At 72.5% G+C, this 23268-nt stretch carries 22 protein-coding genes; 4 read left to right on the top strand and 18 right to left on the bottom strand.

The window, feature by feature from the left end; genetic code table 11:
* Positions 1-146 precede the first annotated feature (146 nt).
* The 14 genes from E4U92_RS22660 to pgsA form a co-directional block, all read right to left on the bottom strand.
* Positions 147-686 carry an adenine phosphoribosyltransferase gene (locus E4U92_RS22660; RefSeq protein ID WP_137302264.1) on the bottom strand — a complete coding sequence of 180 codons (540 nt, stop codon included), beginning with the start codon at positions 684-686 and terminating at the stop codon, positions 147-149.
* Complete coding sequence (gene secF / locus E4U92_RS22655; protein WP_137302263.1) at positions 683-1789, bottom strand: protein translocase subunit SecF; 1107 nt, start codon at positions 1787-1789, stop codon at positions 683-685. Before secF ends, E4U92_RS22660 begins: the two co-directional genes overlap by 4 nt.
* Before the next feature lie 3 nt (positions 1790-1792).
* Positions 1793-3562, bottom strand: a complete 1770-nt coding sequence (gene secD / locus E4U92_RS22650) for a protein translocase subunit SecD (protein ID WP_174863984.1) — start codon at positions 3560-3562, stop codon at positions 1793-1795.
* Between the two features lie 134 nt (positions 3563-3696).
* Positions 3697-4194, bottom strand: a complete 498-nt coding sequence (gene yajC, locus E4U92_RS22645) for a preprotein translocase subunit YajC (RefSeq protein WP_137302262.1) — start codon at positions 4192-4194, stop codon at positions 3697-3699.
* Between the two features lie 188 nt (positions 4195-4382).
* Entirely contained in the window at positions 4383-5462 is a 1080-nt protein-coding gene (gene ruvB, locus E4U92_RS22640; RefSeq protein WP_137302261.1) for a Holliday junction branch migration DNA helicase RuvB, read from the bottom strand.
* Between the two features lie 116 nt (positions 5463-5578).
* Complete coding sequence (ruvA, locus tag E4U92_RS22635; RefSeq protein ID WP_137302260.1) at positions 5579-6184, bottom strand: Holliday junction branch migration protein RuvA; 606 nt, start codon at positions 6182-6184, stop codon at positions 5579-5581.
* Complete coding sequence (gene ruvC, locus E4U92_RS22630; protein WP_137302259.1) at positions 6181-6720, bottom strand: crossover junction endodeoxyribonuclease RuvC; 540 nt, start codon at positions 6718-6720, stop codon at positions 6181-6183. The genes ruvA and ruvC overlap by 4 nt, the downstream gene beginning before the upstream one ends.
* 146 nt (positions 6721-6866) lie before the next feature.
* A complete protein-coding gene (locus E4U92_RS22625) occupies positions 6867-7619 on the bottom strand; it encodes a YebC/PmpR family DNA-binding transcriptional regulator (protein WP_137302258.1) in 753 nt (250 codons plus the stop codon).
* A gap of 48 nt (positions 7620-7667) precedes the next feature.
* Positions 7668-8276 carry a pyridoxal 5'-phosphate synthase glutaminase subunit PdxT gene (pdxT, locus tag E4U92_RS22620; protein WP_137302257.1) on the bottom strand — a complete coding sequence of 203 codons (609 nt, stop codon included), beginning with the start codon at positions 8274-8276 and terminating at the stop codon, positions 7668-7670.
* Between the two features lie 6 nt (positions 8277-8282).
* On the bottom strand, positions 8283-9188 hold the full coding sequence (pdxS, locus tag E4U92_RS22615; RefSeq protein WP_067235801.1) for a pyridoxal 5'-phosphate synthase lyase subunit PdxS: 906 nt from the start codon (positions 9186-9188) through the stop codon (positions 8283-8285).
* A gap of 162 nt (positions 9189-9350) precedes the next feature.
* Complete coding sequence (locus tag E4U92_RS22610) at positions 9351-9893, bottom strand: LemA family protein (protein ID WP_137302256.1); 543 nt, start codon at positions 9891-9893, stop codon at positions 9351-9353.
* Between the two features lie 30 nt (positions 9894-9923).
* Positions 9924-11093, bottom strand: coding sequence for a glycosyltransferase family 4 protein (locus tag E4U92_RS22605; RefSeq protein WP_137302255.1), 1170 nt, complete (start codon positions 11091-11093; stop codon positions 9924-9926).
* Positions 11090-12007: a phosphatidylinositol mannoside acyltransferase gene (locus tag E4U92_RS22600; protein ID WP_137302254.1), complete on the bottom strand. Its 918-nt coding sequence runs from the start codon at positions 12005-12007 to the stop codon at positions 11090-11092. The genes E4U92_RS22605 and E4U92_RS22600 overlap by 4 nt, the downstream gene beginning before the upstream one ends.
* Positions 12004-12738 (bottom strand): phosphatidylinositol phosphate synthase, encoded by a 735-nt coding sequence (pgsA, locus tag E4U92_RS22595; protein WP_137302253.1) that lies wholly within the window; start codon positions 12736-12738, stop codon positions 12004-12006. Before pgsA ends, E4U92_RS22600 begins: the two co-directional genes overlap by 4 nt.
* Positions 12739-12984: 246 nt before the next feature.
* Between pgsA and E4U92_RS22590 the strand changes: the two genes are divergently transcribed.
* Entirely contained in the window at positions 12985-15180 is a 2196-nt protein-coding gene (locus tag E4U92_RS22590) for an elongation factor G-like protein EF-G2 (RefSeq protein WP_137302252.1), read from the top strand.
* A 237-nt stretch (positions 15181-15417) separates the two neighbouring features.
* Positions 15418-17073: a hypothetical protein gene (locus tag E4U92_RS22585; RefSeq protein ID WP_229862694.1), complete on the top strand. Its 1656-nt coding sequence runs from the start codon at positions 15418-15420 to the stop codon at positions 17071-17073.
* 34 nt (positions 17074-17107) lie between these two features.
* Here E4U92_RS22585 and E4U92_RS22580 read toward each other — a convergent pair whose 3' ends face one another.
* A complete protein-coding gene (locus E4U92_RS22580; RefSeq protein ID WP_137302250.1) occupies positions 17108-17656 on the bottom strand; it encodes an HIT family protein in 549 nt (182 codons plus the stop codon).
* Between the two features lie 79 nt (positions 17657-17735).
* On the opposite strand from E4U92_RS22580, the gene E4U92_RS22575 reads away from it, so the two are divergent.
* Positions 17736-18392 carry a potassium channel family protein gene (locus tag E4U92_RS22575; protein WP_137302249.1) on the top strand — a complete coding sequence of 219 codons (657 nt, stop codon included), beginning with the start codon at positions 17736-17738 and terminating at the stop codon, positions 18390-18392.
* Between the two features lie 54 nt (positions 18393-18446).
* On the opposite strand, the gene thrS is transcribed toward E4U92_RS22575, so the two are convergent.
* From thrS to E4U92_RS22560, 3 genes are all read right to left on the bottom strand, one after another.
* A complete protein-coding gene (thrS, locus tag E4U92_RS22570) occupies positions 18447-20423 on the bottom strand; it encodes a threonine--tRNA ligase (RefSeq protein ID WP_137302248.1) in 1977 nt (658 codons plus the stop codon).
* A gap of 127 nt (positions 20424-20550) precedes the next feature.
* Positions 20551-21777: a hypothetical protein gene (locus E4U92_RS22565; protein WP_137302247.1), complete on the bottom strand. Its 1227-nt coding sequence runs from the start codon at positions 21775-21777 to the stop codon at positions 20551-20553.
* The gene (locus tag E4U92_RS22560) at positions 21774-22340 is read right to left on the bottom strand and encodes a DUF4365 domain-containing protein (RefSeq protein WP_137302246.1); all 567 of its coding nucleotides are present in this window, start codon (positions 22338-22340) and stop codon (positions 21774-21776) included. Before E4U92_RS22560 ends, E4U92_RS22565 begins: the two co-directional genes overlap by 4 nt.
* Before the next feature lie 168 nt (positions 22341-22508).
* Here E4U92_RS22560 and E4U92_RS22555 point away from each other — a divergent pair, with 168 nt between their 5' ends.
* On the top strand, positions 22509-23234 hold the full coding sequence (locus E4U92_RS22555; RefSeq protein WP_137302245.1) for a 3'-5' exonuclease: 726 nt from the start codon (positions 22509-22511) through the stop codon (positions 23232-23234).
* The last annotated feature ends 34 nt before the right edge of the window (positions 23235-23268 follow it).

Below are 23268 nucleotides of genomic sequence, written 5' to 3'. Positions count from 1 at the left end.
AGCACCCATCGTAGCGATCCCGGGCTGCGGGATCGCCTTCAGGCCGATCTGAGGGCCGTGTACCCGGGAAACACGAAGGGCGGGCACCGGATTCCTCCGGGCCCGCCCCAGTGCGGTACAGCGGCTTTCGGCCTGCGGCCACCTTGTCACACGGTGAGCAGGGATTCCAGGGGTGCCCCGCCCAGCGCGGCCTCCAGGCGGGGGCGGCCGTCCAGGAAGCCGAGCTCCATCAGCACGGCGACGCCCGCGACCCGGGCGCCCGCGCGCCGGATCAACTGGATCGAGGCCTCGGCGGTGCCGCCGGTGGCCAGCACGTCGTCGACGATCAGCACCCGGTCCCCGGTGGCCAGGTCCTCGGCGTGCACCTCGATCTCGGCCGAGCCGTACTCCAGGTCGTACGCCTGGCTGAGGGTGGCGCCGGGGAGCTTGCCCGCCTTGCGGACCGGGATGAAGCCCAGGCCGGCGCGCAGGGCGACCGGCGCGCCGAGGATGAAGCCCCGGGCCTCCAGGCCGACGACCTTGGTGGCGCCGGTGCGGGCGGCGATCTCCGCGAACGCGTCGGTGAGCGCGGTGAACGCCGCCGGGTCCGCGAGCAGCGGGGTGATGTCCTTGAACAGCACGCCCGGCTCGGGGTAGTCCGCCACGTCCCGGATCCGGCTGAGCAGCAGCTCCTGGATGTCGGTCATCGGCGCTTCCCGGACGGCCGGCCGCGGCCCCGGCCGCGGGCCGCGGGCTGGTGGCGCGGTCCGACGACGGCCGGCGTGGCGTCTTCGGCCTCACCGGCGCCGCCGGTACGGGCCTCCACCAGCTCCTCCTCGGAGGCGGCCTGGGCCCGCTTGGCCAGCACCCGCTTGCGCAGTGCCTTGATCTGCGGCTCGCGCTCCTTGAGGTCGGCGACGAGCGGCGTGGCGATGAAGATCGACGAGTAGGCACCGGCGGCGAGGCCGACGAACAGCGACAGCGAGATGTCGTTGAGCGTGCCCGCGCCGAGGAAGCCGCCGCCGATGAACAGCAGGCCCGCGACCGGCAGCAGCGCGACCACGGTGGTGTTGATGGAGCGGACCAGGGTGCCGTTGATCGAGCGGTTGGCGACCTCGCTGTAGGTGACCTTGGTCTGCTTGGTGATGTCCTTCGTCTGCTCCTTGAGGGAGTCGAACACCACGACCGTGTCGTACAGCGAGTAACCGAGGATCGTGAGCAGACCGATCACCGTGCCCGGCGTGACCTCGAAGCCGACGAGGGCGTAGATGCCGGTGGTGATGGTGATGTCGTGGATCAGGGCGACGAGCGCGGCGACGGCCATGCGCCACTCGAAGGCGATCGCCAGGTAGATCACGACGAGGATCATGAAGATCGCCAGGCCCTGCCAGGCCTTGTTGGCGATCTGGTCGCCCCAGCTCGGGCCGACCAGGTCGGCGGCGATCGACTCCTTGTCGACCTTGAAGTCCTGGGCCAGCTCGGCCTTGATCTTGTCGGACTGCTGGGTGTCCATGCCGGCGATCTGGATGCGCAGCTTGTTGTCGCCGAGCTTCTGCACGACCGCGTCGTGGCCGGAGGCGTCCTTGGCGTACTCCTCGGCCTGGCTGACCGAGACCGACGTCGCCGGGGTGGTGAAGACGGCGCCGCCCTGGAAGTCGATGCCCATGTTCAGGCCGCGCACCGCGAGGCCGAGGATGGCCGTGATGGTGATCAGGATCGAGATGCCGTACCAGATCTTGCGGTGGCCGATGAAGTCGTAGCTGATCTCGCCACGGTGCAGTCGGGCGCCGAGGTTGCCGAGTTTCGACATCGCTCACGCTTCCTTGGGGTCGACAGGGCCGGAGACGGGACCGGCGGGACGGCGGGTGCGGCGCAGCGGCGGCTTGGCCCCCAGGCTCTTCGGGTCGAGGCCGGACCACTTGTGGCCGTTCGCGAAGAACGGGCGGCGGGCGGCGAGCGTCATCAGCGGCTTGGTGAAGAAGAACACCACGACCACGTCGAGGACGGTCGTCAGACCCAGCGTGAACGCGAAGCCCTGGACCTTGCCGACGGTGACGATGAACAGGACCGCGGCGGCGAGGAACGACACGAAGTCGGAGACCAGGATGGTGCGCCGGGCGCGCGGCCAGGCCCGCTCGACCGCGGGGCGCAGGGAGCGGCCCTCGCGGATCTCGTCCCGGATGCGTTCGAAGAACACGATGAACGAGTCCGCCGTGATGCCGATGGCGACGATGGCGCCGCAGACGGCCGGCAGGTTCAGCGCGAAGCCGATGGTCGGGCCGAGCAGCGACATGATCACGTAGGTGAGCGCGGCGGAGACCAGCAGCGAGGCGATCGCGATGAGCGACAGACCGCGGTAGTAGGCCACCAGGTAGATGATCACCAGCGCGAGGCCGATGGCACCGGCCAGCAGACCCGCGTGGAGCTGCTCACCACCCAGGGCGGCGGTCACGGTGGTCACGCTCTGCTCCTCGAAGGAGAGCGGGAGCGCGCCGTAGGACAGCATGTTGGCGAGGCTCTGGGCCTCCTCCTGGCTGAAGCTGCCGGAGATCTGCGCCTGGCCGCCGGTGATGGCCTGGCTGACGTACGGGCTGGAGACGACCTCGCCGTCCAGGACGATGCCGAACTCGTTCTGCGGCGACTGGTTCTGGGCGAGCTTGCCGGTGATGTCCGCGAACTTCTTGGCGCCCTTGCCGTTGAAGTCCATGGTGACCTGCCAGCCCGCGGCGTTCTGGGTGTCGTAGACCGCACGGGCCTTCTTCACCTCGGTGCCGTCGACGGCGGCCGGGCCGAGCAGGTACTTGTACCAGACGCCCTTGTTCTCGCCGCAGCCGACGGTGGGGTCGCTGGGCTTGGCGCCGTCGCCTGCCGTGGTGCGGGCGGACTTCTTGGAGCAGTCCAGGGCGGCGTACTGCGCCTGGAGCTTGGCCTGGGACGTCGCGGCGCCGGCGCTGCTGCTCGCCGAGGGGCTGGCGGACGGCGAGGCGTCGGCCTTCAGCGCGTCGGTGACGGCGCGGCCCTGGGAGGTCGCGGAGGCGGACGGGGTCGAGGACGCCGACGGGGAGCCCGAGGAGCCCGAGGAGGGGGACGAGGCCTTGTCGCCGGAGGTGGCGGAGGCGCTCGGCGACGGGCTGCCGGAGCCGCTGGGGGACGCGCTCGGGGACGGGTTCGCGGCCGCGCCCGTGGGCTCGGTGGCCAGCACCGGGCGGAAGTACAGCTTGGCGGTGGTGCCGACCTGGGCGCGCGCTTCCTCGGAGTTCGTCCCCTTGGGGATGTTCACGATGATGTTGCGACTACCCTGGGTCTGCACCTCCGCCTCGGAGACGCCCAGGCCGTTGACGCGGCGGTTCATGATGTCGACCGCGGTGTCCATGTTGGCCTTGTTGATCGCGGATCCCTGGTCGGCCTTGGCCTCGAGCGTGATGCTCGTGCCGCCGGCCAGGTCGATGCCGAGACGCGGAGTGGTGTGCCCGGAGGCGAACATGCCCCCGGTGAGCCCCACGATGGCGATCAGGATCAGGGCCAGCGAGCGCCCCGGCTTGCTCTGGGCGCTCGCGCTCCGGCCCTTTTTAGGTGCTGCCACCTTCTCGTACTCCCTCTCGGGCCGCTCCGCGCCGGGTCAGCGCGGCGACGGCCATGACATGGTGTCGTCGATCCGCCGCGAGGTGCGGGCACCCCGGGGCGCGCGGGAGCGGCCCGCGCGGCCCGGGGGCGCGGTCACTTCGCGCCGGACTCGCCGTCGGTCTTCTTCGGCTCCACGGCCGGGTCGGCCCCGGCGGCCGGCTCCTCGGTCTCGTCCTTCTTGCCGAGGTCGACGGACTTGTCGGCGGGGGCGGCGGCAGCTTCGTCGGCCGACCCGTCGGCGTCGGGGGCCTCGGTGAGGGAGGAGGCGTCGTCCGGGACGACGTCGGCGTCGGACTTCAGGTCGTGCTCGATGCCGTGGACGATGCGGTTGTACTCGTCGTCGGTCAGGACGGCACCGATGGCGTTCTTCGCGAAGAGCAGTTCCACGCCCGGGCCCGCGTCGACGAGCACCGTGTCGTCGTTGACCTCCTTGACCGTGGCGTACATACCCCCGATGGTGCGGATACCGCTGCCGGGCTGCATGTCGTTCCGCATGGCAGCGGCCTGCTGCTGCTTCTTCTTGGCCGACCGCGTCATCAGGAACATGGCCCCGATGAGCACGATGAACGGGAGGAGGGTCACGAGACTCACGGGTCGGAACTTCCTTCACACGACCGCGATGGTGAGCGGCCTGATGGTTGGGGGTTTGCGTGCCGCCCGCTAGGGCGGCATCGGCGGAGTCTAAGCGAGTCCGCGTGCAAGGAACAACGCTCAGCATGGCACCTGGGTTCCTCACCTCGCGAATGCCCCGGCCGTGGTGTGCGCGGGGTCCGCGCTCCTCACGCCCCGAAGAGGTCCTGTTGTCCGTTTCCGCCGCCCTGGGAGCGGGGCGGGGTCAGGCCCAGGTGGCTCCAGGCGGCCGGGGTGGCGACCCGGCCGCGCGGGGTGCGGGCGAGCAGTCCCTCCCGTACCAGGAAGGGCTCGGCGACCTCCTCGACGGTCTCGCGCTCCTCCCCTACCGCCACGGCCAGCGTGGACAGGCCGACCGGACCGCCGCCGAACAGCTTCAGCAGGGCCTCCAGCACGGCGCGGTCCAGCCGGTCCAGGCCGCGCCCGTCGACCTCGTACACGGCGAGGGCCGCCGAGGCGATGTCCCGGGTGATGACGCCGTCCGCCTTGACCTGGGCGTAGTCGCGGACGCGGCGCAGCAGGCGGTTGGCGATGCGGGGCGTGCCGCGTGAGCGTCCGGCGATCTCCGCGGCGCCGGCCGGGTCGATCTCGACGTCGAGCAGATGCGCCGAACGGTGGATGACGCGCTGCAGCTCGGCGGGCTCGTAGAACTCCATGTGCGCGGTGAAGCCGAAGCGGTCGCGCAGCGGGGGCGGCAGCAGGCCCGCGCGGGTGGTGGCGCCGACCAGGGTGAACGGCGGCAGTTCGAGGGGGATGGCGGTGGCGCCGGGGCCCTTGCCGACGATGACGTCGACGCGGAAGTCCTCCATCGCCATGTAGAGCATCTCCTCGGCGGGCCGGGACATGCGGTGGATCTCGTCGAGGAAGAGGACCTCGCCCTCCTGGAGGGAGGACAGGATCGCCGCGAGGTCGCCGGCGTGCTGGATGGCGGGCCCCGAGGTGATGCGGATGGGGGCGCCCATCTCGGCCGCGATGATCATCGACAGGGTGGTCTTGCCGAGGCCGGGGGCGCCCGAGAGCAGCACGTGGTCGGCGGTGGCACCCCGCGCGCGGGCGGCGCGCAGCACCAGGTCGAGCTGTTCGCGGACCTTCTCCTGGCCGATGAACTCGTCCAGGTCCTTGGGGCGCAGGGCGGCCTCGACGGCCTGGTCCTCCCCGTCGGCGACCGAGTCCACCAGGCGCTCCGCGGCGGGGGCTGCGGGGGTGTCGGTCGGGTCGTCCCAGTTCATGTGTGTGCCTTACGGAGGTCGGGTCGGCGGGCGGTGCCCGGCCAGGTCTGCGCGGCGGGCTCGGATCGGTGGACGGTGCCCGGCGGCTGTGCCGGGCGGTCCTCATCGTGCTGGGGTCAACGGGCTCTGTTCAGAGTCTGGAGGGCGGCCTTGAGGAGCCGGCCGACCTGCGGCGTGCCCCCGGCGGCCTCGGCCTGGGGGGTCACGGCGGCGACGGCCTCGTCGGCCTCGCGGGTCGCGTAGCCCAGGCCGATGAGCGCCGCGTGGAGCTGGTCGCGCCAGCCGCTGCTGACGGGCGCGCCCACGGCGGGGGCGCCGAGCGGCTCGCCGAGGCGGTCCTTGAGCTCGAGGAGCAGCTTCTGGGCGCCCTTCTTGCCGATGCCGGGCACGGCGGTGAGCGCCTTCTCGTCACCGGTGGCGACCGCGCGGCGCAGCGCGTCCGGGCTGTGCACGGCGAGCATGGCCTGGGCGAGCCGGGGGCCGACGCCGCTCGCGGTCTGCAGCAGCTCGAAGACCTGCCGTTCGTCGTCGTCGGCGAAGCCGTACAGGGTGAGCGAGTCCTCGCGGACCACCAGGGAGGTGTGCAGCTTGGCGGGCCGGCCGAGCCGCAGCGCGGACAGCGTGTTCGGCGTGCACTGGACGGCCATGCCGACGCCGCCGACCTCGACGACCGCGGCGTCGGGGGCGAGGGCGGCGACCGTGCCGCTGACGAAGGCGATCATGCGAGGCGGCCTTTCGGTGTTCTGGCGGTCTGCAGGGCGACGGCCTGCTGGAGCCTGTTCTGCGCGGGGGCGCGCCAGATGTGGCAGATGGCGAGGGCGAGGGCGTCCGCGGCGTCGGCGGGCTTCGGGGGTGCGGCGAGCCGCAGCAGCCGGGTGACCATCGCCCCGACCTGGGCCTTGTCCGCGCGGCCGCTGCCGGTGACGGCGGCCTTGACCTCGCTCGGGGTGTGCAGGGCGACGGGGATGCCGCGCCGGGCGGCGCACAGCATGGCGACGGCGCTGGCCTGGGCGGTGCCCATCACGGTGCGGACGTTGTGCTGGCTGAAGACGCGCTCGACGGCCACGAACTGCGGCCGGTGCTCGTCCAGCCACTGCTCGATGCCCCGCTCGACGGCGAGCAGGCGGTGGCTGAGCTCGGCGTCCGCGGGGGTGCGCACGACCCCCACGCCGATCATGGTGAGCGGCCGTCCCGCGACCCCCTCGACGACGCCGACACCGCAGCGGGTCAGCCCGGGGTCCACCCCCAGTACGCGCACGCGCCCCTCCCTCCGACGGCCCGACCGGCGACTCGTTCGCCTGTTTGTGCAGGCTATCGGGTGGCACCGACAACGCCGCGCAAAGGGACGGGCCGACGGGTGTGTCCCGTCGGCCCGTTGAACCCCTGCGCCCCGCGCGGCGGCGCCTACGCGTCGACCTTCTCCATGACGTCGTCGCTGACGTCGAAGTTGGCGAAGACGTTCTGCACGTCGTCGCTGTCCTCCAGCGCGTCGATCAGCTTGAAGATCTTGCGGGCGCCGTCCTCGTCCAGTTCGACCTGCATGGTCGGGACGAAGTTGGCGTCGGCGGAGTCGTAGTCGATGCCGGCGTCCTGCAGGGCGGTGCGGACCGCGACCAGGTCGGTGGCCTCGCTGATGACCTCGAAGGTCTCGCCGAGGTCGTTGACCTCCTCGGCGCCGGCGTCCAGGACGGCGCCGAGCACGTCGTCCTCGGTCAGCTCGCCCTTGGGGACGATGACGACGCCCTTGCGGTTGAACAGGTACGACACCGAGCCCGGGTCGGCCATGGAGCCGCCGTTGCGGGTCATGGCGACGCGGACCTCGGAGGCGGCGCGGTTGCGGTTGTCGGTGAGGCACTCGATGAGCACCGCGACACCGTTCGGGCCGTAGCCCTCGTACATGATCGTCTCGTAGTCGGCGCCGCCGGCCTCCAGGCCCGCGCCGCGCTTGACCGCGGAGTCGATGTTCTTGTTCGGGACCGACGACTTCTTCGCCTTCTGGATGGCGTCGTACAGCGTCGGGTTGCCCTCGGGGTCGGAGCCGCCCATGCGCGCGGCGACCTCGATGTTCTTGATCAGCTTCGCGAAGAGCTTGCCGCGCTTGGCATCGATCACGGCCTTCTTGTGCTTCGTCGTAGCCCATTTAGAGTGGCCGGACATCTGCCTGTCTCCTTCGCGTAACCCATCCCATCAACGAACGCAGGAATCCTACAAGGACTCGGCTGCCCGGTTCGCGCGCACCATGTCGACGAACAGGGCGTGGACGCGGTGGTCGCCGGTCAGTTCCGGGTGGAACGACGTGGCGAGCGCGTTGCCCTGGCGGACGGCGACGATGTGGCCCTCGTGCTCGGCGAGGACCTCGGCCGCCGCGCCGACGGACTCCACCCAGGGGGCGCGGATGAAGACGCCCTCCACGGGGTCGCCCGCGACGCCCCGGACGGCGACCGCGGCCTCGAACGACTCGTTCTGCCGGCCGAAGGCGTTGCGGCGCACGATCATGTCGATGCCGCCGACGGTCTCCTGGCCCGAGCGCGGGTCGAGGATCTTGTCGGCGAGCAGGATCAGGCCGGCGCAGGTGCCGTAGACCGGCATGCCGTCCCGCACGCGGGCGCGCAGCGGCTCCATCACCCCGAAGAGGAGGGCCAGCTTGGAGATGGTGGTGGACTCTCCGCCGGGCAGGACGAGGCCGTCGACCTCGGCGAGTTCCTCGGGGCGCCGCACCGGCCTGGCCACGGCGTCGGCCGCGGCCAGGGCGATGAGGTGCTCCCGTACGTCGCCCTGGAGCGCCAGGACGCCGATGACAGGTGCGTCGGTCATGGGTGGTTACCAGCCGCGGTTGGCGTAGCGCTCGGACTCGGGCAGCACGTCGCAGTTGATGCCGACCATGGCCTCGCCGAGGTTGCGGGACGCGTCCGCGATGATCTTCGGGTCGTCGTAGAAGGTGGTGGCCTTCACGATGGCGGCGGCGCGCTTGGCCGGGTCGCCGGACTTGAAGATGCCGGAGCCGACGAACACGCCCTCGGCGCCGAGCTGGCGCATCAGGGCCGCGTCGGCCGGGGTGGCGACGCCGCCGGCGGAGAAGAGCACCACCGGGAGCTTGCCCAGCTCGGCGACCTCCTTGACCAGCTCGTACGGGGCGCGCAGCTCCTTGGCGGCGGCGTACAGCTCGTGGTTGTCCAGGCCGCGCAGCCGGGCGATGTCGCCCTTGATCTGGCGCAGGTGGCGGACCGCCTCGACGACGTTGCCGGTGCCGGCCTCGCCCTTGGAGCGGATCATCGCGGCACCCTCGGAGATGCGGCGCAGGGCCTCGCCGAGGTTGGTGGCACCGCAGACGAACGGGGTGGTGAAGGACCACTTGTCGGAGTGGTTGACCTCGTCGGCCGGGGTGAGGACCTCGGACTCGTCGATGTAGTCGACGCCGAGGGACTGCAGGACCTGGGCCTCGACGAAGTGGCCGATGCGGGACTTGGCCATGACCGGGATCGAGACGGCCTCGATGATGCCCTCGATCATGTCCGGGTCGGACATGCGGGCCACGCCGCCGTCCTTGCGGATGTCGGCCGGGACCCGCTCGAGGGCCATGACGGCGACGGCGCCCGCGTCCTCGGCGATCTTCGCCTGCTCCGGCGTGACGACGTCCATGATGACGCCGCCCTTGAGCTGCTCGGCCATGCCGCGCTTGACGCGGGCGGTGCCGGTCTCGGGAGCCTGGTTCTCGGTGCTGGACACGGGGCTGGACACGAGGTGACCTCACTGGGGTGAAGAGGGTTTCTGCAAGCACCGAGGAAACGCGAGTGGACCAGTCCACAGCAAGGGCCAATGCCGAGCCGGTGGATCCTTTTGCGCCGTGGACGCGCGGCGGACGCGGTGCGGGGCCCTGCCCGGTGCGGTTCAGGCGGCCCGGTCGGCCAGGGCGGCGGGCGGTTCGTCGTCCATCTCGAACGCCATCGGGAACGGCGCGTGGCCGGCGAGCCGGAACCAGCGGACCTTGCGGTGCTCGCGCAGGCGGCGGGCCGCGCCGACGGCGTCGTTGTGGAAGCGGCGGGCCATCGGGACGCGGCGCACGGCCTCGGTGAGCTCCCGTGCCGCCTCGTCGCCGCCCGGCGCCTCCCGGACCACCTCGACCTGCCGGGGGTCGGCGAACACCGCGCGCAGCGCCTGGCTCAGCTCGCTCTCGGCGACCTCCCGCTGCTCCTCCTCGGCCTGCCGGGCGGCGTGCGCGGCCTCGTACAGCACGATGGAGGCGGCCGGGTCGAGGATGCCCGAGGTCGCCACCTCCTGGGCGACCGACGCGCGGCGCAGCAACTGCGCGTCCAGCGCGGCCCGCGCCGCGTCGATCCGGGCGTGCAGCCGGTCCAGCCGTCCCGCCGTCCAGCTCAGGTAGAGGCCGATCGCCAGCAGGGCGACGAGGATCCAGATGAGGGTTGCGGTCACGGGCGGAAAGAGTACGCGGCCGCCGGCCGCTCAGTCGCGGGCCAGGCCCAGACGCGAGCGCAGGCCCGGGGGGCGGGGGTCGTCCGTGGTGGCGACGGCGGCCGCGCCCGCGGTGACCGTCTCGTACACCGAGAGGATGTCGGCGCCCACCGTGGACCAGTCGAAGCGGCGCACGTGCGCGCTGCCGTGGGCGCTCAGCGCGGCGCGACGATCCGGGTCCGCCAGGAGGCGTACGGCCGCGTCGGCGAGGGCGTCGGCGTCCTCGTTGGCGAACAGCTCGCCCGCCGCGCCCTGGTCGAGGACCTGCGCGAAGGCGTCGAGGTCGGCCGCCAGCACGGGGGCGCCCGCGGACATCGCCTCCACCAGGATGATGCCGAAGCTCTCGCCGCCGGTGTTGGGGGCCACGTACAGGTCGACGCTGCGCAGCAGGCGCGCCTTGTCCTCGTCGCTGACCATGCCGAGGAACTCCACCCGCGGGCGCAGTTCGGCCGGCAGCGAGGCGACCGCCTCCTCCTCGTCACCGCGCCCGGCGATCAGCAGCCGGGTCTGCGGGCGGGCGGCGAGGATCTTCGGCAGGGCCCGCATCAGCACCGGCAGACCCTTGCGGGGTTCGTCGATGCGGCCGATGAAGCCGATGGTGTCGCCCTGCCAGGCGGGGTTCGGGTCGGCCTTCGCGAAGAAGTCGACGTCGACGCCGTTGGGGATGACGACGGCGTCCCCGCCGAGGTGTTCCACCAGGGTGCGCCGGGCGTACTCGCTGACCGCGATCCGGGCGCTGATCTTCTCCAGGGCCGCCTGGAGGATGGCATAGGCGGCGATCATCGCCTTGGAGCGCGGGTTGGACGTGTGGAACGTGGCCACCATCGGGCCCTGCGCGGCCCAGCAGGTCAGCAGGCCGAGGGACGGCGAGGTCGGCTCGTGGATGTGGACCACGTCGAACGCGCCGTCGTGCAGCCAGCGCCGCACGCGCGCGGCGGACAGGAAGCCGAAGTTCAGCCGCGCCACCGAGCCGTTGTACGGCACCGGGACCGCGCGGCCCGCGGAGACGACGTACGGCGGCAGCGGGGTGTCGTCGTCGGCGGGGGCGAGCACGGACACCTCGTGGCCGAGCCGCAGGAAGTACTCGGCGAGGTCGCGGATGTGGAACTGGACGCCGCCCGGTACGTCCCAGGAGTACGGGCAGACGATGCCGATCCTCACGCGCGCTCCCCCTCGGCCGGACGCGGTTCGAGGTCCGCGGCCCACAGGCGCTGCAGCATGTGCCAGTCCTCCGGATGCTCGGCGATCCCCGTGGCGAAGGCGTCGGCCAGCGCCTGTGTCATGAGGGACGCCTTCTCGGCCCGGTCGCCTGACCCGGGGACCTCGATCGGGGGGTGGACCCGGCCCTGCATCACGGGCGAGTCGTCGTACCAGAGGGTCACGGGCAGCAGCAGTGCGCCCGTCTGCTGCGCGAGCAGGGCGGGTCCGGCGGGCATCCGGGCGGTCTCGCCGAAGAAGGTCACCTCGACGCCGGAGGCCGACAGGTCGCGGTCGGCGACCAGGCAGACCAGGCCGCCGTCGCGCAGCCGCCGGGCGAGGGTGCCGAAGGCGGCGCCGCCGCTGTGCGGGAGGACCTCCATGCCGAGGCCCTCGCGGTAGGCGACGAAACGGTCGTAGAGCGTCTCCGGCTTCAGCCGCTCGGCGACCGTGGTGAACGGCGTGCCGAGCGCGGTGGTGACCCACGCGCCGGCCAGGTCCCAGTTGGCCAGGTGCGGCAGGGCGAGGACGACGCCCCGGCCGGCGGCGAGGCCGTCGGTCAGGTGGTGCAGGTCCTTGGGCTCGAAGCCGTCGCGGACGCGTTCGGCGCTCCACGCGGGCAGCCGGAAGGACTCCATCCAGTACCGCAGGTAGGACCGCATGCCCGCGCGGGACAGCTCCGCCAGGCGCTCGGGTGAGGCGTCCGGCACCACGCGCGCGTAGTTGCGCTCCAGCCGCTGGACGCCCTTGCCGCGCCGTTTCCAGGCGAGGTCGGCGACCGACCGGCCCAGGCGCACCGCGACGGGTTCGGGGAGCTTCTTGACGGTGCCCCAGCCGAGGCCGTACAGCGCGTCGGTCAGCCGCTCCTGGGCGCTCACTGGGCGGTCTCCCTCCCCTGGGCCCCGGGCTGTGCGGCGGCCGCGGCCTCCGCCTCGGCGGACTCGCGGCGCACCGTGACGACCCGCTGGACCAGCGTGACCAGGCTGCCGACGGCGACGATCCACAGGGCGACGGGCAGCAGGTACTGGATGCCGGGCACGCCGAACTTGTGCAGGCCCGCGAAGCCGGCCGCGACCAGGGAGATCACCAGACGCTCGGCGCGCTCGACGAGCCCGTTGACGGCGACCGGCAGGCCGATCGACTCGCCGCGGGCCTTGGTGTACGACACCACCTGGCCGCTGGCCAGGCAGAAGATCGAGACCGCGCACAGCACGTTGTCGTCGCCGTTGCCGGCGTACCAGAGCGCGAAGCCGCCGAAGATCGCGCCGTCGGCGACCCGGTCGAGCGTGGAGTCCAGGAAGGCGCCCCAGCGGCTGGAACGGCCGAGCTGGCGGGCCATGTTGCCGTCGACGAGGTCGGAGAAGACGAAGAGCGTGATGACGACCGTGCCCCAGAAGAACTCGCCCCGGGGGTAGAAGACCAGCGCGCCCGCCATCACGCCGGCGGTGCCGATCAGCGTGACGGTGTCGGGGCTGACGCCCCGGCGGATGAGAAACGCGGCGAACGGTGTGAGGACACGCGTGAAGAATGCACGCGCGTACTTGTTCAGCATGGCCTTCCCGACGGTCGGTGTGGCGCCGCGACCCCTGCTGGTCACCGGCTGGCCCATCGTAGCCACGCGCGCGGGGCCGCGACGGCCGGGCACCCGCGGCCGGGGTCACGTCCTGACGGCATCCGGGTCACGGCCCGATCGCGGACGGCGGGCCGGTGGGTGGCGGGTTCGGGTCCCTCGTATGGACGCACCGTGACGGGAGTGGAAAGCTCGAAGGACCGCGGGCGTCGCCGGAGCCGCCCCCACGCGGATCCGCCGCTTCGCCGCGCCCCAGTGACCTCACCGTGCACGGGAGGCAGGATCATGGGCGACAAGACACAGACACACCCCGGAGCCGCCGGCAGGGCAGTGGCGGCCGACCACCCCGCGTCCCTGCGGAACGTGGTGCTGGTCGGCCACTCCGGGTCGGGCAAGACGACCCTGGTGGAGGCCCTCGCGCTGACCGCCGGGGCGGTGAACCGGGCGGGCCGCGTGGAGGACGGCGGCACCGTCTCCGACTACGACGAGATCGAGCACCGGCAGCAGCGCTCGGTGCAGCTCTCCCTGGTGCCGCTGGAGTGGGACGGCATCAAGGTCAACGTCCTCGACACCCCCGGGTACGCCGACTTCGTCGGGGAGCTGAGGGCCGGTCTGCGCGCGGCGGACGCGGCCCTCTTCGTCGTCTCGGCGTCGGACGGTGTGGACGGCTCCACCCGCATGGTGTGGGAGGAGTGCGCCGCCGTCGGCATGCCGCGGGCGATCGTCGTCACGCACCTGGAGGCGGCGCGGGCCGACTTCGAGGAGATGACCCGGGTGTGCGCCGAGACGTTCGGCGGGGACGACCCGGACGCCGTGCTGCCGCTGTACCTGCCGCTGCACGGCCCGCAGGGGCCCGACGGGCACGCGCCCGTGACGGGGCTGGTCGGGCTGCTGTCGCAGAAGCTGTTCGACTACTCCTCCGGCGAGCGCCAGGAGTCCGAGCCGGGTCCGGAGCGGCTGCCGGACATGACGCAGGCCCGCAACCGGCTGATCGAGGGGATCATCGCCGAGAGCGAGGACGAGACCCTCATGGACCGCTACCTCGGCGGTGAGCAGGTCGAGGTCAAGACCCTGATCGAGGACCTGGAGCGGGCCGTCGCGCGCGGCGTGTTCTTCCCCGTCCTGGCCGCCGCCCCCGCGGCCGAGGGCGCCCGGCAGGGCATCGGCACGGTGGAGCTGCTGGAGCTGATCACGCGGGGCTTCCCGACGCCGTTCGAGCACCCCACGCCGGGGGTGACCACGATCGACGGCGCACCGCGCGAGATCAAGCCGTGCGACGTCGACGGCCCGCTGGTCGCGGAGGTCGTCAAGACGTCGTCCGACCCGTACGTGGGCCGGATCTCGCTGGTGCGCGTCTTCTCCGGGGTGCTGCGGCCCGACATGACGGTGCACGTGTCCGGGCACGGCATGACCGACCGGGGCCACGAGGACCACGATCTGGACGAGCGGATCGGCGCGCTGTCGATGCCGTTCGGCAAGCAGCAGCGCCCGGTGCCGCAGGCCGTCGCGGGCGACCTGGTGTGCGTGGCGAAGCTGACCCGCGCGGAGACCGGCGACACGCTGTCCGCGAAGGACGACCCGCTGGTGATGGAGCCGTGGCGGATGCCGGACCCGCTGCTGCCGCTGGCCATCCAGGCGCACAGCAAGGCCGACGAGGACAAGCTGTCCCAGGGCCTGGCCCGGCTGGTCGCCGAGGACCCCACGATGCGCCTGGAGCAGAACCAGGACACCCACCAGGTCGTCCTGTGGTGCCTGGGCGAGGCGCATGCGGACGTGGCCCTGGAGCGGCTGCGCACCCGCTACGGCGTCCAGGTCGACGTGGTCCCGCACCGGGTGTCGCTGCGCGAGACGTTCGCGCACCGGTCGGCCGGGCGCGGGCGGCACGTGAAGCAGTCCGGCGGGCACGGCCAGTACGCGATCTGCGAGATCGAGGTGGAACCGCTGCCGGGCGGCTCGGGCATCGAGTTCGTGGACAAGGTCGTCGGCGGGGCGGTGCCGCGCCAGTTCATCCCGTCGGTGGAGAAGGGCGTACGGGCGCAGGCGGCGAAGGGGGTGGCGGCCGGCCATCCGCTGATCGACGTGCGCGTCACGCTGCTCGACGGCAAGGCGCACTCGGTGGACTCCTCCGACGCCGCGTTCCAGACGGCGGGCGCGCTGGCGCTGCGGGAGGCGGCGGCCGACGCCAGGATCCACCTGCTGGAGCCGGTGGCCGAGGTGAGCGTGCTGGTCGGCGACGACTACGTGGGCGCCGTGATGAGCGACCTGTCCGGCCGGCGCGGCCGGGTGCTGGGCACGGAGCAGACCGCGGGCGGGCGGACGGTGATCCGCGCCGAGGTGCCGGAGATCGAGATCGGCCGGTACGCGGTGGACCTGCGCTCGCTGTCGCACGGCACGGCGCGGTTCGACCGCCGGTACGTGCGGCACGAGCCGATGCCGGTCCAGATCGCCGAGAAGGTCCGCGAACAGGCCCGGGACACCTGAGGGTTGGTGCGCGCCGGGCCCAAGTGGCCCGTGGGGCAGCCGCCCCGGTGGCCGGGACGTCCCGCGCCCGGGCCCCGGGCGGAGGGGTTTCCTCCGCGTCGGCGGGCGGCTTCGGCCGTCCGCCGACGCGGGTCCGCGCCGGCGGATACCCTGATGACCTGATCAACAGGTGTGCGGAGCACGGAAGTCGGGAAGGCCGCAGGAGCGAGCGTTGCGGCGTTGGGGGCGGGAGAGAGCGTGGACGGCAGTTACGCGGACTTCTTCGGACCACAGGTGCCGCGGGCGGGCGACGAGGGGCAGACGGCGACCTTCGCGCTGGCGTCGGCGGCCTACCGGGACAACCCGGTCGAGGACATCAGGAAGGCCGACAACGAGTGGCACCAGTCCACGGTCTCCGTGGGCCGCTCGTGGGCCAAGATCTTCCGGCCGAACCTGGGCGAGGCGTTCTCGCAGGCGGTGGTCGACCGCATGCTGGGCGTCGGCCGCAAGCCCCTCATCCAGTCCTTCGGCACCGAGCCGCAGGTCGTCGTGGAGCACTGCCTGGCCGCCAACCGCATCCGCCGCGAGCGCGACAAGAAGCTCACCGGCATCATGCTGCTGTTCGGGGTGCTGTTCCTGCCCGGCCTGCTGGTGTGGCTGCTGGTCTTCCAGCTCCGGGCGACCGTGGGCAGGCTGGACAACCGGCGGGTGTCCGGCATGGCCACCGTGCTGCTGCTGGCGGTGGGCGCGCTGGCGCTGCTGTTCCTGCTCAAGATGCCCTTCGGGGGCCTGGTGGGGTGGTACGCGCGCGGTGCGGTCGTCGCCCCGGTGGCCGGGTGGTTCGTGGCCAAGCGGGTCTGCGAGGGCACCGCGCAGGACCTGCGCGGCCGCTGGGACAGCCTGCTGGCGGGCAGCAGCATCGGCGCGAAGGTCCCCGAGGCCGTGCCCACCAGCCCCAACCAGACCGCCGCCGAGCAGCTGCGCCAGTCGCTGGCCCGGCTCAGCGCGGAGCAGCAGTCCAACTCGGTCTTCTACGCCGGCCCCAAGGGCATCCTCGGCATGGGCACGCGCTGGGGCGCCTGGCATCTCGCCGAGGAGCTGACGCCCCTCGACCCCAACAAGGGCGTGCACGAGTTCCGGAGCTGGACCGTGATCCGCGCGATCCACGACCAGCTCACCCTGCTGAACCGGCAGAGCCTGAAGACCGGCGGCTTCCCGCCGCCCACGGTGCGGCACTGGATCGTCACCCCGGTCGGGGAGAACGCCAAGGCGGTCGCCCGGCCGGAGGGCACGGACGTCGAGGCGTACCAGGTCAAGCCGTCGGCGATAGAGAACATCTGCAACAACCAGCAGTTCGGCGGCGGCGACCGGCACTACCTGGGCGTGCAGTGGCCGCTGTGGGACGGGCAGTTGATCATCACCATGATGATCACCGTGACGGTGCTGCACGAGACGCTGCGCATCGAGGTCACGGGCCACGCGCTCGGCCCGGTGAACGGGCTGTTCACCACCAAGCCGGAGGCCCCGACCAAGGAGGTCGCCAAGACCGTCCGGTTCTGGGAGACCCGCAAGGTGACGCTGCCGCTGGTCACCCCGGACGAGGTGGTCCGCCTCGCCGCGCGGGCGACGCTGAGCTGGTACCCGCCGCTGCTGAACTGGCTCGGCGGCTCGATAGGACTGCCCGAGCCCTTCGGTCTGCGGCACGCCTGGGCCGACCAGCCCTGGCGCCACCGCTTCATGGCCGACGACGCGCTGCGCGCGGCCACCCCGGTGCTGCGGGTGGTGCACGCCGCCGCGATCAAGGTGCTCAAGGAGCACGACGTGGACACGGAGAAGTTCGGCACGCGGTCGGCCTTCCTGAGCACGGCGGTCCAGGACCCCACCCCCAGGAAGGTCGACGTCTACGACGCGTAGGCCGCCGCGCGGCCCCTCCGGCCGTGGCCCGCGCTCAGGCCGTGGGCCACGCCTCCGCCAGCATCTTGCGGGTGTCCGCGAGGAGCTGGGGCAGGATCTTGGTGTGGCCGACGACCGGCATGAAGTTGGTGTCGCCGCCCCAGCGCGGGACGATGTGCTGGTGCAGGTGGGCGGCGATGCCCGCGCCGGCGACCGCGCCCTGGTTCATGCCGATGTTGAAGCCGTGGGCGCCGGAGGCGCTGCGCAGGGCCGTCATCGCCTGCTTGGTCAGCTCGGCCAGCTCGACGGTCTCCGGCCCGGTGAGGTCCGTGTAGTCGGCGACGTGCCGGTAGGGCACGGTCATCAGGTGGCCGCCGTTGTACGGGTAGAGGTTCAGCACCGCGTACACGTGCTCCCCGCGGGCGACGATCAGGGCGTCCTCGTCGGATTTCCCCGGCAGCGAGCAGAAGGGACAGCCGTCGTCGGCCCCCGGGCCACTGGGCTTGCCCTCGCCCTGGATGTAGGCCATCCGGTGGGGCGTCCACAGGCGCTGGAACGCGTCCGGCGTCCCCGCTCCGATCTGCTGCTCCGGCTCACTCGTCATACCCGGCAGCATATGGCGTCGCCCGTTCGCGGCGTGTCGGCGGGGTTGCGGCGCGGCCCCCGCGGGCGAAGCTGGGCCGGTGGACCGAGACAGCCGCCAGACCCGCTGGGAGCAGCGCACCGAGGTGCCGCTCTCGGTCGCCTCGCTGATCTTCCTCGGCGCCTACGCCGTCCACGTGCTGGCCCCCGGCCTGCCCGGGGTGTGGCACGACGTGTGCCTGACGCTGACGATGGCCACGTGGGGGCTGTTCGTCCTGGACTACGGGGTGCGCTGGCGGCTGAGCGGACGGCGGCTGGGGTTCGTGCGCTCGCACTGGCTGGACACCCTGGTGGTGGCACTGCCGCTGCTGCGCCCGCTGCGGATCGTCCGGCTGTACGAGGTCGTCCAGCGCCGGCACGGTGAACCGCGGCTGTCGCTGCACGCGCGGGTGATCACGTACGCCGGGCTGTCGACGGTGCTCCTCGGCTTCGCCGGTGCGCTCGCCGTGTACCAGCACGAGCGCGGTGCGCCCGGGGCGACCATCAGGACCTTCGGGGACTCCGTGTGGTGGGCGTGCTCGACCCTCGCGACCGTCGGCTACGGCGACGTCACGCCGGTGACCCCGGTGGGGCGGCTGATCGCGGTCGGGCTGATGGCCTGCGGACTGGCGCTGCTGGGCGCGGTCACCGGCTCGTTCTCGTCGTGGCTGATCCAGGTGTTCTCCCGGGAGGAGGACGAACGGCCCCCGGGGAGGTGAGCACCTCCCCGGGGGCCGTGACCGCCTGACGGCCTCAGCGGCCGGCCGGCGGGATCAGACCTGCGTCCGCTCCTCGACGACCTGGGCGATCTTGGCGATCGCCTCGTCGAAGGGGATGCCGTTCTCCTGCGAGCCGTCGCGGTAGCGGAAGGACACCGAGCCGTTCGACATGTCCTCGTCGCCCGCGATGACCATGAAGGGCACCTTCTGCTTCTGGGCGTTGCGGATCTTCTTCTGCATGCGGTCCGAGGAGGAGTCCACCTCGACCCGCAGGCCCCGCTTCTTGGCGGCGGCGGCGAACTTCTCCAGGTACTCCACGTGCGCGTCGCCGATCGGGATGCCGAGGGCCTGCACGGGCGCGAGCCACGCCGGGAAGGCGCCCGCGTAGTGCTCGAGCAGGACGGCGAAGAACCGCTCGATGGAGCCGAACAGCGCGCGGTGGATCATGACCGGGCGCTGCTTGGAGCCGTCGGCCGCGGTGTACTCCAGGTCGAAGCGCTCCGGCAGGTTGAAGTCGAGCTGGATGGTCGACATCTGCCAGGTGCGGCCGATGGCGTCCTTGGCCTGCACCGAGATCTTCGGGCCGTAGAAGGCGGCGCCGCCCGGGTCGGGCACCAGGGGCAGGCCCTGCTTCTCGGCGACCTGGCGCAGCGTCTCGGTGGCCTCCTCCCACGCCTCGTCGGAGCCGACGAACTTCTCCGGGTCCTTGGTGGACAGCTCCAGGTAGAAGTCGGTGAGGCCGTAGTCGCGCAGCAGGTTCAGCACGAAGGTGAGCGTCTGGTCCAGTTCCTCGGACATCTGCTCACGGGTGCAGTAGATGTGCGCGTCGTCCTGGGTGAAGCCGCGGGCGCGGGTCAGGCCGTGCACGACGCCCGACTTCTCGTACCGGTACACGGTCCCGAACTCGAAGAGGCGCAGCGGCAGTTCGCGGTAGGAGCGGCCGCGCGCGTCGAAGATCAGGTTGTGCATCGGGCAGTTCATGGGCTTGAGGTAGTAGTCCACGCCCTCGTCGAGCTGCATGGGCGGGTACATGCCGTCGGCGTACCAGTCCAGGTGGCCCGAGGTCTCGAAGAGCTTCCCCTTCGTCGCGTGCGGGGTGTAGACGAACTCGTAGCCCTCCTCCTCGTGGCGGCGGCGCGAGTAGTCCTCCATGACCCGGCGGACGATGCCGCCGCGGGGGTGGAAGACCGCGAGGCCCGAGCCGATCTGCTCGGGGACGGAGAAGAGGTCGAGCTCGCTGCCCAGCTTGCGGTGGTCGCGCTTCTCCGCCTCGGCGAGGAAGTCCAGGTACTGCTTCAGCTCGTCCTTGGACGGCCAGGCGGTGCCGTAGATGCGCTGCAGCATGGGGTTCTTCTCGCTGCCGCGCCAGTAGGCGGCCGCGTTGCGCATCAGCTTGAACGCCGGGATGAGACGGGTGGAGGGCAGGTGGGGACCGCGGCAGAGGTCCTTCCAGCACAGCTCGCCGGTCTTGGCGTCCAGGTTGTCGTAGATCGTCAGCTCGCCGGCGCCGACCTCGACGTCCGCGCCGTCGTCCGACGACGCCGAGCCCTTGAGGCCGATCAGCTCCAGCTTGTACGGCTCGCCGGCCAGCTCCTCGCGGGCGGCCTCGTCCGTCACGACCCGGCGGGAGAACCGCTGGCCCCGCTTCTGGATCTCCTGCATCTTCTTCTCGACGGCCTTGAGGTCCTCGGGCGTGAACGGCCGCTCGACGTCGAAGTCGTAGTAGAAGCCGTCCTTGACGGGCGGGCCGATGCCGAGCTTCGCCTCGGGGAAGAGCTCCTGCACCGCCTGCGCCATGACGTGCGCGGTGGAGTGGCGCAGGATGTTCAGGCCGTCCTCGGAGGAGAGCTCGACGCCCTCGACCTCGTCGCCGTCGGCGAGCGCGTACGACAGGTCCTTGAGCTCGCCGCCCACGCGCGCGGCGATGACCGAGCGCTCGCCGGCGAAGAGCTCGGCGGCCGTGGTGCCCGTCGTCACCGTGCGCTCTTCCCGCTCGGAATCGCGTTGGATGATCACACGGACGTCTGCCACCGGTCTCTCCTGACTGAAGGGGGGTGCGGCGCCATACCGGAGCGCACGCATGAGGGGGATCGTACCGACCCGCACCCGCCCACCGCGAAATCAGTTCCGCGGCCCCCGCACCCGCGCCGGGCGCGCGTCAGTCCCCTTCGCACGTCTCCGCCAGGAACGCCGTGGCCCCGGCGGTCTCCTGGAGGGACTTCATCAGGCGGTCCCGTTCCGCCTCGTCCACCTGCACCGCTTCGACGTCCGAGGCCGCCGTGACCCGGCGGAAGCCGCCCCGGCTCTCCAGCCGGCCCCGCACGCGCACGGGCAGGCCGGCGAGGTGGGCCCGCCCGACGGTGCGGTAGTCGTCCTCGTCGAGGGTGAGGCGGACGTGCGGCACCTCGGCGCCGGCCAGCACCCGCAGCCGTACGCTGCCCTCGCCGCGCGGGCCGGACCTGCGCAGCCGCACCACGGTGCCGGTGATCCGCACCGGCACGGCGGGCTCCTCGCGCAGGTAGCGGGCGCCGGCCTCGCGCAGCGCGGGCAGGTCGCCGGGCGAGAACTCGACGGGCTCGCCGCTCGCCGCGCAGTCCTCGGGGACGCCCGCGGCGGGCGACCACTCGACGGCGACGCGGGCGCCCTCGGTGCCCTGGACGAGGGCGATCAGCGCCTCGGTGAGCTCCCGGCTGACGCCCGCCCCGACGGCGCTGTCGAAAGCGTCCATCCCGCCGGTGGCCCGCCGGTAGTCGATGGCCTCGCGGGCCGCGCACAGGGACTGGTGCAGGCGCACCGCCACCGCCCGGGCGGGGGCGACCGGCACGAACGCGGTCAGCGCCCGCCCCCCGGCGGCCGGGCCCACCAGCACGTCCCCCAGCAGCGCGGCGGCGGTGCGGCGGTGGCGGGCGCCGTGGTAGCCGGCGCGGGCCCGGGTGGCGAGGGCGGCCGCCAGCAGGGTCCGGCGGGCCGCGGCGCGCAGCCGCTCCTCGGCCGTCCAGGGCGCGGCCCCGGCGGGCCCGCCGGGCACGTCCCGCCACCAGCGGACCTCGTCGCTGGGCACGGCCAGGGACACCAGCACCTCCCGCGCGGACGGGGAGGCGCTGCGGGCCAGGGCGTCCAGCGCCTCGGCGAGCAGGTCGTCGCTGTCGGGGAAGGCGCGGCTGACGGGCACGAGCAGGCTGGTGCCGGCCGCGCCGGGGCCGGGCGGCGTCCAGCGGCCGTAGCGCCCGGCGGCGCCGCCGCGCCGCCGCCAGCCGTGGCGCAGCAGCAGCGCGCCGAGGACGGCCGGGTCGACGTCGCCGGGCTCGGGGGCACGGTCCCGGGGCACACCGTCCGGGTGCGGCCGGACCGGCCGCAGGTGGTCCTGCAGGGGGCGGTGGGTCACGGTCGTCCTCCCGTCCCGACCCGCGTCATGATCTCGCACAGGGCCCGGTCGTCGAAGATGCGTGCGGTCGGGATCCGCACGGTGGTGCGGGTGCGGCCGGTGACCGGGTGGCCGGCCAGGTTGACCCAGTAGCAGCAGTGCCGCAGGTCCAGCCGGTCGTGTCCGGCCCGCAGCCACTGGTCCCGGGACCGGGGCACGATCATCACGACGAGGATCTTGTGCACCGAGACCGGTGTGCGGGCGAGCTTCCTCAGGTGGTCGTTGTCGAGGGTGAACGAGAAGGAGCGGCCCGGGGGGCCGGGCGCGATCTGGTACGTCGCCTTCAACTGCACCTTGATGGTCACCTCGTCGTCGACGGTGTGCCCGGGGGCGCTGTGGCTGACGTGCCAGTCGATGCCGTTGTCCGGGAACGGCTGGGACAGCGAGCACCCCGCGGCCGCCGCGACGGCGTGCAGGTAACCGACCTGCAAGGTCTCCATGCAGGCGGTGGTGGCGAGCGAGCCGCGATGAGGGCCCGTGCGGTCGGGCAGCAGCCCGCCCCGCTCGGGCTGCGCTATCGCCATGGGCAACAGCCTTCCGAACCAGGTGAATCCCCGCGTCGGGTCGCTGAACTGCAAAGACCCGTACTCCTGTTGTCTCCTCGCGGCGTACGGCGCAAACAGCCCGGGTATCACCAAACGGGCAGAAGACGGGGCGTCAGCTGCCGCGGCTGATCGAGGGGTTGGGTTGGTATGAGTTGCTGGTACGAAGGCCCGCTGGCCGCGTTCGACACGGAGACGACAGGCGTGGACGTCGAGAGCGACCGGATCGTGTCGGCCGCGCTCGTCGTCCAGGACACCGCGGGCGCCCGGCCCCGGGTCAGCCGGTGGCTGGTCAACCCGGGCGTGCCGGTGCCCGAGGCGGCGACGGCGGTGCACGGACTGACGGACGACCACCTGCAGCGCACCGGCCGCTGGCCGGCGCCGGTGATGTACGAGATAGCCGAGCTGCTGGCCGAACAGACGGCGGCCGGACGGCCGTTGGTGGTGATGAACGCGCCGTTCGACCTGACGCTGCTCGACCGCGAGCTGCGCCGGCACCGCGCGTCGTCGCTGGCCCGCTGGGTGGACCCGGGCGCGCTGGTGGTGCTGGACCCGAGGGTGCTGGACAAGCACCTGGACCGCTACCGCAAGGGCCGGCGCACCCTGACCGACCTGTGCGCGCACTACGACGTGAGCCTGGCGGAGGCGCACGACGCGGCGGCGGACGCGCTGGCCGCGCTGGAGGTGGTCCGCGCGCTGGGCCGGCGCTTCGCGGCCCGTCTGGAGCGCCTGTCCCCCGGCGAGCTGCACACCCTGCAGACGGGCTGGCACGCGGCGCAGGCGCGGGGCCTGCAGGCCTGGTTCGCGCGCAGCGGCCAGGAGGAGACGGTCGATCCGGCCTGGCCCCTGCGCCCGGAGCTGCCGGCGGCGGCGTGAAGGTACTCGGCGGGAAGCACCGCGAGGACGGCGG

Origin of the sequence: Streptomyces galbus (assembly GCF_005280195.1) — a bacterium.
GTDB lineage: Bacteria > Actinomycetota > Actinomycetes > Streptomycetales > Streptomycetaceae > Streptomyces > Streptomyces galbus.
The sequence above is the reverse complement of the archived record's forward strand: the minus strand, read 5'-3'. Positions and strand labels throughout refer to the sequence as shown.